This window comes from Bacillus sp. ISO11 (assembly GCF_003458115.1).
Classification (GTDB): Bacteria; Bacillota; Bacilli; order Bacillales; family Bacillaceae_G; genus Bacillus_A; species Bacillus_A cereus.
In genome coordinates, this window is record NZ_QXCO01000020.1 from 55,863 (window position 1) to 69,594 (window position 13,732).

Below are 13,732 nucleotides of genomic sequence, written 5' to 3' on the forward strand. Positions count from 1 at the left end.
GAATGTTGCTTCTTTTTCACCTGAAATTAAATAATTTAAATGTTTAGTGTTGCTTATTCTAGTGGAATAGTACGTAAGTTGAGAATGATGTTGCTTGTTTTGGACTAAGGGTACGCAAGATGGGAAAGATGTTGCATGTTTTACTTCCATTTAGTGAAAAGGGTTTACAAACTAATAAAAACTAAGTGTATTGTTGCTATTACAAATACGAAAGTTAATTCTTGAATATTAGTTTCCATTTATTTAATATTTTTTTATTTTGGAGTCTACCAATGTTTATCCTTATGAACTTAATATTTTATAAAGACATTATCAAATATATTTAAAATAAAGATTGGGTTAGCATCCTTTCAGATATTTCAATGTCCTTATTGATAGTAATACTAGGAACGGTACTATATACAATTCTATTTTTAGTAATTTCAAAACCCAAAAATCAATAAAGATTTACTTTCAATTATCACTCGAGGAAAGGAAAAAGACAGCAATAAATCAGCTGTCTTTTCTTTCTTGACACCTATAACATTCTATTTTTTAGGCATCCACGTATGTCCACAATTTATGCAACCATTGACAATGTTCTTTCTATCAATAAATCCACTGAATATTGTTACAGGAAATCCTAAAAATACAATAATTATAAAGGTAAATCCAAACACATTTTGAACACTATAATCTCCATGATCGTCAAAACGAAGAAGTAAACAAAAAGAGACTATTGGAAAATAAGCAAAAGAAGCCTAAAAACCAGGTTCTTTTGCTTATTCCTTTATGTAAACTTTTCAATATAAATTTAGGTTGAAAAAGCTTGGATTCTATACTTCTAACCCTATAAATAATTTAGTTTTCTTCCAATTATTCACTTGAGATCCACTACTAATAGGACTAATTATTTTTAAAACCTTTCACAATAAATTATATATTTTGAATATTAAACTAAATATTTATAAATAAATTAAAATGTTAGAAAATACAAATAATATGGTATTCTTATTTATGTAATATTCATTCCAAAAAAGGGGGATTTTTCATGTTTAAGAAAGTAATAATTGGAACATTAGCAACTGGAATTATGTTATCTGGTGCTGGAGGAGTATTTGCGGAAACACCTACTGATACAAGTGTAAAATTAAAAACAATTGATAATAAAAAAAGTTTTGTTAAGAAAAAAGAAAAACAAGACTTTCCTGGTTACAAATCAAAAGGGGAAATACCCACTGTAAAAGAGTGGAATGGAGTAACTTGGTATTTAAAAGGAGTAACTGAAGTAAGTAAAAATTCATGGACAGGACATTATGAAGGATGGCGAACAAGTAATAATTAAGAAACTTTAATTTATTACTCAAAAATAGGCAAAAAGACAGCAATCAATCAGCTGTCTTTTCTTTTTTGATCTATAGACATTCTATTTTTTAGGCATCCATGTATGTCCGCAATTCATACAACCATTGACAATATTTTTTCTACCAATAAATCCACTGAATAAAGTTATCGGTGCCCCTAGGAGCATCATTAAAAAACCAACAAATGCAGCCATATCCTGAAGTGGAGAATGTCGAGGAACTATTCCAATAGCTATACGTGTAGCTAACATAAGATACAGAATTAAAAACATCCTTTTAAAATTATAACCACGTTTATTACCAACTATTTGATCAGATTTGCATTTCCTACAAACAACCCGCCTAGTTACTTTTTCTTTTCGCACTGTCATGTTCAATCACCCTCTTTAACTATAAATTCCAATAAACTAATTAAAAGATGTATTAACTACAATAAGATACAAATATTATCAAAATAAGAAAAAGAACCTTAAAAACCAGTTTCTTTTTCTTATTTTCCAATGTAAACTTTTTATTATTAGTTTACCTTCAAATCCCCTTAAATATTAACTTCTCTCCGAACCCCCTGATATCCTCAATTTATATAATAAAAGTATACATTGAAAACACTGTAAATAAAGAGTTCACAATCTCTTATACGTTTAATCATTCACTCTCTCTTTCATCTAAAATCTGCTCAAAACAAAATTTAAAATAAACTAATTTAGTCCATCTATTTCTAGCAAAAGTTAAAATGTTAAAAATATATGGAAACAAAATTGAAATTAAAATTATTAATAGTACAAATCCCCACATTTCTTTTGAAAGAAAAGCTGAGTCTATAAAAGCACTAAATAAAACCGTCACATACATAATAATTAATGGTTGTATTCTATGTATGCTATCTTTTTACGACATTAAAATATATTAGAATTAACATGGTATGAATGATTAGTAGCAATTGATATAATTGTATTAGAAGCAATTAGGAGGATTATTAGTGGAGAAGTTAAAAGTACTATTTCAAAACACCTTATATATAGCTTACCCTCTTTTAACTGGAGTTGAGGGAAGTGAAAAGGTTTTAAATAAATGGCAACAATTCTATCAAGATGTAGAAAGAGATCTACAGGAAATTTATAACTCATCTTATTCATCACAGACTTTCGAAAGGCTAGTAAAATGGGTTTCTAAAAAGGAAGCTTTAGGATTATCAGGGATAGGCATTCTTCCAAAACTAGAAAATCATAGGGAAGAAATTTTTGAATGTCTAAGAGATGACTTATATATGGAGTTTGGAATTAAACTGCCTATTATCGCAAAAGAATTACCTGTACATTCAGAGGCTAAGAGTGATTATATAGAACGAAGTAATGCAGGGTTTATGTACCACTTATCAGACACTATTGCTAAGAATAAGTTTACAGATGACCAAGATAAGAATGTACGGATTGCTCAATTACAGGATAAACAAAATAGTCTAGTGGTAGTATCGTCACACGATGATGGTGATATGAAATTACAAAGGAAAGAATTAAAAAGATGGAATACACTGATTGATTCTACTTTTTTAACAAGAGTAATGGACGATTTGACGGCGGACTGCCTCGATATTGTAACTGAACTTTGGGTAAAGAGTGCGGAAAATGATAAGACTATTGTGCCTGTACATTACGAACAAATATTAGATATGTGTAATATGAAACAAATCAAAAATGGTAAGGCTTATTATCGAAAAGAAGACAGATTAAAAATTATGGAGCGATTAGCTGCTCTTGCTAGTATTTTTATTTATGTCAATGAAGATAATGAGATCGTGATATTAAATGAAAAAGATCCAAATGAAAGCCTAACTTATAAAAAGCAAAGAATTCGAAGGTTATTTGTAATGGATGAAATTATCATTGCAAAAGATATTGATACGGATAAAACATTAGGAATAGAGAGTATGAACGTTACACCAGGAAGCTTTTTATCAAAATATCTCTATGGATCTGAAAAGCTAACAGGTTTATTATCAAAAAAAGCCCTAGAGTATAATAGCAAGCAACAGAGATATCACAAAAGATTAACCAGATATCTAAGTTGGCGTTGGCGCATTCAACAATCCTATCAACATTTAACACATTCTTATAGTATTGGTGGTCCTAAAGGGTTATTACAAGTAATGGAGATAAGCATGAATAGAAAACCAAGTTTAATAAGACAAGTTTTTGAAAAGACTTTAGATGACCTTATGAGCGACCAAGTAATTCAAGAGTGGAAATACTCTCCCGAAATTGATGAAGAAAAATGTAAGGGAAAAAACTGGTTTGAAAACTACTGGTTAAAATTAAAAGTAAGCATTTCTCCTACAAATGAACTTGTTAAATTACAACAAGAGTTGATTACTAAGAAAAGTAAGCAGCAAGCACCATTGGTCATTGAGATGGAAGAAAAGCCACCGGTAATTGAAGAGAAGCCAATAAGTATAGTAAATCAAGAACCCCCTAATAGTATTGAGTTTTATATTGAAAAGATGAACACGTATAAAGAGAAGAATAATAAAAGTATTCGTGAGTTAGCGAAAGAAATAGATATTTCGTATTCAACACTTTCAAGGATGTTATCCGGTAAAAGAAAACGATTAAATGATGATACGAAAAATAAGCTAGATAAGTGGATAGAAAGACAGGTAGTAGTTAATCTGCTGTAAACGACGGTTTAAAAATAAATATATATAAACAAAAGGACTTAATCAAAGTAATGATCGATATTATCCTCTTTAGGTAGACAGTGTAAAAAAGACAATTAGGTAAAATGAACATGCGAACAGAAAAAGGGGTTAAGAAAGGATACGGACTATGTGGAAGACTTTTATCAGTAATGTTTCAACAGATTTTCAATTTAAAGTTCCTGCAACTAAAGATGAAATATCCCAAATCAAAGAAAAACTTAATGTTGAATTACCTAATGACTTATCCAGTCTATTAAATGAAACCAATGGAGTGTTCGATGAATACGATTGTCTTTTCATTTGGTCAATTGAACAAATTCTTAAAGAGAACCTGAATTTACGAAGTTTTAACGATTTTAAAGATTTGTATATGCCTTTTGATTGTCTGTTGTTTTTTGCAGATGGAGGAAATGGTGACTTATTTGGGTATGCAATATTAAATGGAGCCATACAAAAAGATGATGTATATGTTTGGAATCATGAAAACGATAGCAGAACGTGGGTTGCCCCATCATTAAAAACATTTATTGAATGGTGGAATAATGGTACTATTACTGTTTAATTGCACTTTCTAATTAAGTTAACGGGTGCTTTTATTAATAGCAGATAAAAAGAGAACACATATTGTATATGACTAATATGTGTTCTCCTTTATTTTTAAAGCTTTTTATAATTTAGGTCTTGATAACGTTTTGGAAAACTTATGGTTCTTTTTGTTTGCGGCAAAGTTATGCTCCTGGATTTGAAGATTATTTTTAATGTCGTTTTTTAAATAAAATGACATTGCTTATAAAAGAGGCGTAATGTTTTGAATAAAGTCTCGACGTTTTGTCCCTTAGGATCTGTTTATCTAAAGGGATATTTTTATAGTTCGAAAAAAATCTGAACGGAAAGGCCAATTAAGGAATTGTGAAGTAGCAATAAAGTTATTTCATTTTTAGTATGAGTTCTTTCTTAGAAAGACCTTCGCCACTATATTATTTAGATTAATTTGGTTGTATTCTCCAGTTCGAACAAATTTTAAAAAATAGTTGTAATTCATCTTGAATTGAAAGATAGATAAAAAACATCTTATTTTCTAGTTAAATTTTAGAAATGATAACTTTTTACACTTTTGGAGTACAAACTCTTAAGTTTATAGGGATGTACGGTGACTGCCTTGTATGTTATTCAAGGATAGTACTTTATATAAGTATGCAATTGTACATATTCATATAAAGTACATAATACATAAAATCCCATAAAGTTATATCAAAAACATTTTTTCGTATGGACTTTATTAAGATTCAGTAATACCAACAAATTTTATCTTTGATTATAGCAGTGAAATGGTATCAATTCCTGAAGTGATACTATTATGAAAACTTTTTGAATATAATTAGGAAAAAACAAAAGATTTAATGTCAGAATAATCAAACATATTATATGCGATTTTCTAGTTTACTTATAAAAAATATAGTGATTAAAATGGGGGAGAAGTAAGAACCTTATATTCTATTAAAAATAAAGAAAAAAACGAGATGCACTTACTCTTTTGAAAAATTTTTTATCCTCAAGTGTGTGTGAAGAAATCCTAACGTTAGGTTGTACAACATTTACGATCAAAACTTGTAAAAAACAATAGTGAAGAGGTGTAAGGAATGAAGAATAAAATTATTACAGGATTTTTAATAACATCAATTGCTACCGGGGCGACTATTCCTATCAATACTCTCGCAACGCCAATCGTTCAAGCAGAAACAAAACAAGATAATATAGATATTTCCTCAGCGTTACGAAAAATAGGTGCACACTCCAAATTAACACAAACCTTTATCGATGGAGCCTTAGCAAGTCCGAATGTACAACTTGTAGAAGTTCCATCTTTAAATACAACTCAATTTCTAATTAAACAAGATATGAAAGAGTGGTCATCCGAACTTTATCCCAAATTAATTCTATTAAATTCAAAAAGTAAAGGATTTGTAACTAAATTTAATAGTTATTATCCAACATTAAAAGGATTTGTAGATAATAAGGAAGATAAAGAAGGGTTTACAGATAGACTGGAAGTCCTTCAAGACATGACCATAACAAACCAAGAAAGTGTGCAACGTCAAATTAATGAGTTAACAGATCTAAAACTACAGGTAGATAAAAAGGTGAAAAATCTTGATACTGATGTGGCAAAAGCACAGAGTGTCCTTAATTCAGAGGGAACAGGAAAAATAGATAAGTTAAAAAATGAAATGCTAGATACAAAAAAATCAATTCAAAATGATTTACAGCAAATAGCATTATTACCAGGAGCCTTAAATGAACAAGGGCTAAAGGTATTCCAAGAAATTTATAGTCTATCGAAAGATATCATTGAACCGGCTGCTCAAACAGCAGTAGTAGCGTATAACAAAGGAAAAGAAATAAACAATGCTATTGTAGACGCAGAGAAGAAAGCAGAGCAAGAAGCAAAAGAAAAGGGAAAATCAGCTATAGAAATTGAGGCTGCCAAAAAAGAAGCACGTGAAGCAATAGAGAAAAGTAAAAAAGGTGAAATCGCTGCAGCTGCAGTTACAAAAACGAAAGAGTATGATCTTATGAAAGTGATTGATCCTGAAAAAATAAAAAAAACATATAATACTTTTGCTGAAATTAATAAACTAACAGCAGAGCAACGTGCATATTTAAATGATTTAGAGAAACAAAATCAGAAATTATATGACTTAACAACTAAATTAACTGTAGCGGATTTACAAAAATCAATGATTCTTTTCATGCAAAATGATTTGCATACATTTGCTAACCAAGTAGATGGAGAAATTGAGCTAATGAAACGTTACAAAGAGGATTTGGATCTAATAAATAATAGTATTACAAAATTATCGACTGAAGTTGATGCCAATAGCACTCAGTCTCAAAAAGATACATTAAGACGATTAAAAAGTGTAACAACTCAACTCGAAGAACAAGTTTATAAATTCTAATATTAAGAACATAGGTTTATCAAAAGGATTATATTGCAACTGAAAATAAGGAGGAGATCAAATGATGAAATTTCCATTTAAGGTTATAACTTTAGCCACTTTAGCAACGGTTATAACTGCTACGAATGGTAGTACTATTCATGCACTTGCACAAGAACAGACAGCTCAGGAACAGAAAATAGAAAATTATGCGTTAGGACCTGATGGATTAAAGAAAGCGTTGGCTGAAACAGGCTCTCATATTCTTGTAATGGATTTGTACGCAAAAACTATGATTAAGCAACCGAATGTAAATTTATCCAATATTGATTTAGGTTCCGGAGGAGGAGAATTAATCAAAAATATTCACCTAAATCAGGAACTGTCACGAATCAATGCAAATTACTGGTTAGATACAGCGAAGCCACACATTCAAAAAACAGCACGTAATATTGTAAATTATGATGAGCAATTTCAAAACTATTACGACACATTAGTAGACACTGTAAAAAAGAAAGATAAGGTGAGCCTCAAAGAAGGAATAGGGGATTTAATCGATACAATTCATACAAATTCAAATGATGTTACGGAAGTCATTAAGATGTTAGAGGCTTTTAAAACAAAGTTGTATACAAATACTGTAGATTTTAAAAATAATGTTGGTGGTCCAGATGGACAGGGCGGATTGACGGCTATATTAGCGGGAAAACAAGCACTAGTCCCACAACTTCAGGCCGAAATTGAGAATTTACGTTCTACACAGAAATCACATTTTGATAATGTATTAGCCTGGTCAATTGGTGGTGGATTAGGAGCTGCTATTTTAGTTATTGGAACGATCGCAGGAGCGGTAGTAATTGTTGTGACGGGTGGTACAGCTACACCAGCTGTTGTGGGTGGTCTTACAGCTCTAGGAGCCGCTGGTATCGGTTTAGGAACAGCTGCTGGTGTCGAGGCATCTAATCATATGAATTCTTATAATGAAATTTCGAATAAAATCGGAGAATTAAGTATGAAAGCTGATCTGGCTAATCAAGCGGTTATTTCACTTACTAATACCAAGGACACTCTAACATATTTGTATCAGACAGTGGACCAAGCAATCATGTCTCTAACAAGTATTCAGCAACAATGGAATAAAATGGGGGCTAATTATAAAGATTTATATGATAATATCGATCAAATGCAAGAACATAAACTTTCGTTAATACCTGACGATTTAAAAGCTGCTAAACAAAGTTGGAATGATATTCATAAGGACGCAGAATTCATTTCCAAAGACATTGCTTTTAAACAAGAAAAAACAAACTAAAAATCAATATATATTCATAGGAGGAATTAAAGTGAATAATAATTTTCCTTATAAACTACTTGCTGTATCGACGTTTTTAACCCTGACAACAACTACTGTAGTTTCACCAGTAGCTGCTTTTGCAAGTGAAAGTAAAATAGAACAAACGAGTACGGAAGATATATCTCTTTCTGTAAACAGCGAAAAGATGAAAAAAGCTTTGCAAGATGCTGGAGTATTTGCAAAATCCATGAATGATTACTCTTATTTGTTAATTAATAATCCAGATGTTAACTTTGAAGGAATTGATATTAAAGGATATACAAATCTACCTAGTCAAATTGCACAAGATCAAAAGAATGCAAGAGAGCATGCTACAAAATGGGATGCGCACATAAAAAAACAACTTTTAGATACCCTTACAGGAATTGTAGAGTATGATACCACATTTGACAATTATTACGATACATTAGTAGAAGCAATTAATGAAGGAGATGCAGATACATTAAAAGAAGGCATTACAGATTTACAAGGTGAGATTAAACAAAACCAAGCATATACACAGAATTTAATACAAGAACTAGCTAAGTTAAGAGATAGTATTGGAGAAGATGTCCGAGCATTTGGAGGTCATAAAGATATCTTGCAATCGATTTTAAAAAATCAAGCATCTGGAATAGATGAAGATGAAAAACGCCTAAATGATGTTTTAGAGCAAATAAGACATTTTAAACAAGTAGAATCGGATGGAATAATAACTGTATCATATCCCTCAATCCCTACATGGATTGCTGGAGGTGTAATGATAGGGGTAGCAAGAAATAATTTAGGTACGTTAGAGCCGTTATTAGCGCAATTACGGCAAACGGTAGACTATAAAATAACATTAAATCGTGTAGTTGGGGTTGCGTATAATAATATTGCTGAAATGCAAAATGCAATTGGATCAGCTATTAATGCTCTTACCTATATGTCAGCACAATGGCATGATTTAGATTCTCAATATTCAGGAGTACTTAATCATATTGATAAAGCATCCCAAAAGGCAGATCAAAATAAATTTAAATTTTTAAAACCTAACCTGAATGCAGCAAAAGATAGTTGGAAAACATTAAGAGCAGATGCATTTACATTAAAAGAAGGAATAAAAACATTAAAAATGGATCCTGTTTCTTCGAAAAAATAGGGAAGTATACTAAAAAGGTGGAGTTGTATCAAGAGCTTCACCTTTTTTTATTGTAGTTGAGTTGTATAAGCAAGTTTCATCTTGTTTCAATTGTGAAAGGACTTCTTTGAGCCGATTAGTGTATATATAGCTTATTTTGCTATGCACATATTTAATCGACTTGAAGAAGTTCTTTTTGTGTTGCATTCAAGTTAGGAATCACTTGTATATAGAACATCGGAGGCTAATAGTACACTAAATGAAAAAGCACATAATTTGTGCTCGTTTTTCTCATGAAACAATAGGGGTTTATTTAAAGGAAACGATCTATGATTGCAATTGTATGGAATATCTAAACATTCAAAAGTTAAATACATCCGAACAAATTAAATTTATGCATAATGGACAAATGGTATTAAGAACATTACAAGACATATGTAATGAGAGAAAATTTACTATCATCGCTTGTACTGTAGTAAAGATATTAAAATAAATAGGCACGAGGGCTTATATTTAGATATTACAACTAAAAAATAATGTGAATAACTAGCACAGCTATTAGGCTTTTTTCATTTAGAAAAATACTATGGACATTATTAAATTTTTTTGATTAGATCTGACATTTTATTAACACTCATACTACTAATAATAAAATCTATTATAAATATATATCTTATATATTAAAAAGAAATAAAGATAAAACTATTATAGGTTATCAAAAATAGGGGGAAACTCTACTCCTACAAGGGAAAATTTGATGTTAGCACGTAAAAAATCATAAATAGTAAAAAATGTATCCGTAGATTCAATAATTATAAGACTTTCAATTCTACAAAAAAGCAGAAAGAAAATCATATGTTTCTACATGAAATCGGAAAGAAATTGATACAAATTACTTTATATTTATTCAACTATGGAAATAAGCTTCATTTACTTTATTTTGGTAAATAAGCAGTATTTAACGTTCAATTATCCACATTTTGTTCAGAAAATGTAGTTATTTGTTAACATTACTCAGTATTTACACATAACTCACATTATTATTGATGATTTTTATTAGATATATACAACAACACTAGTAGTTACAATGATGTCAGAAAAATACTATTCACATTCGAGTATATTTGTCCTCATATCCACTGTTTTTATAATTTTATTTTTGATTTTTTGTAGGTATTATGAGGTATGTTTTATTACATTAGAAGAATACTCCCTGGCACTATGTGGAGAGTTATATAGTGCTAGAAGAGAATTTGTATAGAAGTGCATAAAAAAAGACTTCATTTTACATGAAGTCCTTCTGATTTTGTATTTATAAATAGAGTAGTAGAAAAAGAGTATGAATGAAACAACTACGAATAGCCCTCTAATTTCGATTTTTTCAAAAATAGAGAGCTCGTTACTATTATTTTATTTCCATTGCGTGTAGCACCTGATCTGGAGCTGTTATTGTTACACCAGCACGTACTAAGCGTTCGAAGGTACGCATAAACTCTAGTAAATTAAACTGTTTTGGTAGCTCAATCACACGCAGTTGTTCTTGTGGTAGTTTATCAATTGTTTCAATAAACCATTCACGTACATCACTTGGAATTGTGCGTTCTTTATGACCACGAACTTTTAGTTTTTCACGCATTTCAATTTCTAAAGCGATATATGCATGGAGATTCACTCCCTGATCATATGCATATTTTCTAAATAACGTTTCTTCCTGGTATTTTATATAATTACGGTGATAAGATTCTTCTGTTACTGGTACCGCAAACTTCTGCTTCAATAATGCATGCACATTTTTAAACATCTTTTTAATGTTACGAAGAGAGTACATAGAATAATGTAGGCCGAAATTAAAGATAGCTTGCTCACGTTCGCTATTTCTCTCTTTTGGTATATGCTGCGCAATAAGAGGGTAGATACCTTCTTTTGCTGCTGTATCGAGAATTTGATATTGAGATGTTTGATGCAATAGTTTCTTCAATGTATATACAATTTTCGTTGGATATCCTTCTTTTCGATCAACCATGTCACGTAGTCCGTGAATTACACTGCGAATTTGACGATGACAAGTATGCTTTAATACATGAATGAATTTATTCATGTCTGCAGAAAGTTCACCGATATTCATCTCTTGTAGGACTGCTTCGATAAATTTCGCTTTTCGAGCATAGGTAGCTTTTGGTGTAAATGGATCCCTATGTTGTTCTTCTCCAGCTTCTTTCGAACATAAGAAGTCTGAATGGATAGACAGATATAATGTTGTATATCGTTTTGTATGCTTTACACCTTTTTGCATTTTGCAAATTTTGAATAGGGGATTCCCCGTACATGGTAATGCAGTTGTTAATTCCTCGATAACTGCACGGATCTGATGCGGATATTTTTTATGTAAGAAACGATACATCCCACCGAAGTGAGTTTTGTTTCCTCTTTCGTCCTGCTTGTCTAAAGAACGCTTTAATGTTGTTTCCGTATGTTGTTGCATTGCGATGTCTAAGAATAGCTTCTTAGCTGCTACAGATAGCTTAAAGAAATCCTTTGTAAATACAACAGGACTAATATATACGTACGGATTTGCTTTTTCTGTTTCCTCATTCATAAAATGAGTGAGTTTGATTGTATAACGGCCATCTACTCCATTTTCGATGGAGATAATGTTATGTAAGTTTAATTTCTTTAATGCGATATAGAATTGAGAGTGTTGGATATAAGCAAATTCTTCTTTATATTGCTTGTAATCTTCCCACATCATATGTATGGTTACATTTGGAATGACGCCGTTTGTATAGCATTTTTTATGTAAGTACAAGAACACTTCAAGATCAGCATTCGTAATACCGTATAATTTATGTTTTCGTCCTGCTTTTTCTGCAAGTGTAGACATTGCCCGACGTGAAAAAGATGGTTTGGCTTTTTCAACAAAACCTTCTACATCCGCAATACGCTCTTCGTATGTCATGTGCTGCAAAATATCTTCTAAATATGTATCTTTATAGCTGTAGTATTTCTCCTCAAATGTTTCCACAAACTTTTGCCAAGATTTGAGTGTTACTAAAACTGCGTTTGTTGTTTTCCCATTTAAGCTACGTTGATTACGTATCACAAATAATTTTCCCATCTTTTTCACCTCCGTTCTACAAATTCAGAAATATATGTCAAAATACTATAAAATATACCAATTTTGATTATAGCAAATCGAAAAATGATGAAAGGTGCTCCTTTAAGAAGAAAATTAGCAACTTGCAACAGCTTATGAAGCTAGTTGTATCAAGGGATAAGAGAATTTCATGATTTTTTTTTGTGTTAAGGATACCGCAAACGTGTTGCAAGTTGTGTGGTATGTATAAAAGTAAGCGAAAAAGCACCTAAACCCTTGGTATATAAAGGATTAGAGTGAAAATGGTAGGGAAGTTAGGGAAAGGATACCGCAAACATGTTGCAAGTTAGTGAACGCAATCATTAAAAATGAATTGTAATAAATACCCTTGATATAAAAGGATTGGTCGGCATTTATAGAATGAAAGTAGGGAAAGGATACCGCAAACAGTGTTGCATCTTGTGAGGGAAATAAGGGCATGCATACCGCAAACGTGTTGCAAGTTGGGTAATATGTATAAAAGTAAATAGAAAAGCACCTAAACCCTTGGTATATAAAGGATTAGAGTGAAAATGGTAGGGAAGTTAGGGAAAGGATACCGCAAACATGTTGCATATTATGTATGTAACTTATTAAAAATATGAGATAAATAGCTTAAAAACTTTAAAATGACATGATTTTTTTTAGAATTACTTAGTTGAGAAATAAATTATACTGTTGCAAGTTGAAAGAGATAGGGAAAGGATACCGCAAACGTGTTGCAAGTTGATTAGAAATAGGTAAGAGAAAGAGCAAATGTGTTGCAAGTTGAGAAATATAAGGCAAACAAAGCGCAAAAAGAATGTAAGTAAGGAGAAATAGGTAAGAAAAAAAGCAACCTGTTGCAAGTTGAGGAGTTAAGGAAAGCAAGGCGCAAAAGAAATGTAGGAAGAAGAAATAGGGAAAAGAAAGAGCAGCATGTTGCAAGTTAAAGAGTTAAGGAAAGCAAAGCGCAAAAAGAATGTCAGTAAAGGAAAATAGGTAAGAGGAAGAACAACCTGTTGCAAGTTGGAGAGTTAAGGAAAGCAAGGCGCAAAAGAAATGTAAGAAGAAATAGGGAAAAGAAAGAGCAGTATGTTGCAAGTTAAAGAGTTAAGGAAAGCAAAGCGCAAAAAGAATGTCAGTAAAGGAAATTAGGTAAGAGGAAGAACAACCTGTTGCAAGTT

8 protein-coding genes are annotated in these 13,732 nt (G+C 31.2%); 6 read left to right on the plus strand and 2 right to left on the minus strand.

Annotated features, from left to right (window positions below; translation table 11 throughout):
• Positions 1-1,030 precede the first annotated feature (1,030 nt).
• Entirely contained in the window at positions 1,031-1,324 is a 294-nt protein-coding gene (locus D1166_RS20045; protein ID WP_000475236.1) for an LCI fold-containing protein, read from the plus strand.
• Between the two features lie 81 nt (positions 1,325-1,405).
• On the opposite strand, the gene D1166_RS20050 is transcribed toward D1166_RS20045, so the two are convergent.
• Positions 1,406-1,714, minus strand: coding sequence for a hypothetical protein (locus tag D1166_RS20050; protein WP_118043406.1), 309 nt, complete (start codon positions 1,712-1,714; stop codon positions 1,406-1,408).
• A 608-nt stretch (positions 1,715-2,322) separates the two neighbouring features.
• Between D1166_RS20050 and D1166_RS20060 the strand changes: the two genes are divergently transcribed.
• The 5 genes from D1166_RS20060 (at position 2,323) to hblA (ending at position 9,454) form a co-directional block, all read left to right on the plus strand.
• Positions 2,323-4,017, plus strand: a complete 1,695-nt coding sequence (locus D1166_RS20060; RefSeq protein ID WP_097861749.1) for a helix-turn-helix domain-containing protein — start codon at positions 2,323-2,325, stop codon at positions 4,015-4,017.
• 148 nt (positions 4,018-4,165) lie between these two features.
• Complete coding sequence (locus D1166_RS20065) at positions 4,166-4,600, plus strand: SMI1/KNR4 family protein (protein ID WP_097861748.1); 435 nt, start codon at positions 4,166-4,168, stop codon at positions 4,598-4,600.
• Positions 4,601-5,678: 1,078 nt separating this feature from the next.
• Positions 5,679-6,998 carry a hemolysin BL lytic component L2 gene (gene hblC, locus D1166_RS20070; RefSeq protein ID WP_097861747.1) on the plus strand — a complete coding sequence of 440 codons (1,320 nt, stop codon included), beginning with the start codon at positions 5,679-5,681 and terminating at the stop codon, positions 6,996-6,998.
• A gap of 61 nt (positions 6,999-7,059) precedes the next feature.
• Positions 7,060-8,289 (plus strand): hemolysin BL lytic component L1, encoded by a 1,230-nt coding sequence (gene hblD, locus D1166_RS20075; protein WP_097861746.1) that lies wholly within the window; start codon positions 7,060-7,062, stop codon positions 8,287-8,289.
• Positions 8,290-8,320: 31 nt separating this feature from the next.
• The gene (hblA, locus tag D1166_RS20080; RefSeq protein ID WP_001063467.1) at positions 8,321-9,454 is read left to right on the plus strand and encodes a hemolysin BL binding component B; all 1,134 of its coding nucleotides are present in this window, start codon (positions 8,321-8,323) and stop codon (positions 9,452-9,454) included.
• A 1,384-nt stretch (positions 9,455-10,838) separates the two neighbouring features.
• Here the strand turns inward: hblA and D1166_RS20085 are convergent.
• The gene (locus tag D1166_RS20085; protein WP_098339883.1) at positions 10,839-12,548 is read right to left on the minus strand and encodes a hypothetical protein; all 1,710 of its coding nucleotides are present in this window, start codon (positions 12,546-12,548) and stop codon (positions 10,839-10,841) included.
• Positions 12,549-13,732: the final 1,184 nt, after the last annotated feature.

What these genes read in the sequence shown, in the direction of transcription:
- D1166_RS20045 (WP_000475236.1), top strand. Translation starts at nt 1,031, where the DNA reads ATGTTTAAGAAAGTAATAATTGGAACATTAGCAACTGGAATTATGTTA.
- D1166_RS20050 (WP_118043406.1), bottom strand. Translation starts at nt 1,714, where the DNA reads ATGACAGTGCGAAAAGAAAAAGTAACTAGGCGGGTTGTTTGTAGGAAA.
- D1166_RS20065 (WP_097861748.1), top strand. Translation starts at nt 4,166, where the DNA reads ATGTGGAAGACTTTTATCAGTAATGTTTCAACAGATTTTCAATTTAAA.
- hblC (WP_097861747.1), top strand. Translation starts at nt 5,679, where the DNA reads ATGAAGAATAAAATTATTACAGGATTTTTAATAACATCAATTGCTACC.
- hblD (WP_097861746.1), top strand. Translation starts at nt 7,060, where the DNA reads ATGATGAAATTTCCATTTAAGGTTATAACTTTAGCCACTTTAGCAACG.
- D1166_RS20085 (WP_098339883.1), bottom strand. Translation starts at nt 12,548, where the DNA reads ATGGGAAAATTATTTGTGATACGTAATCAACGTAGCTTAAATGGGAAA.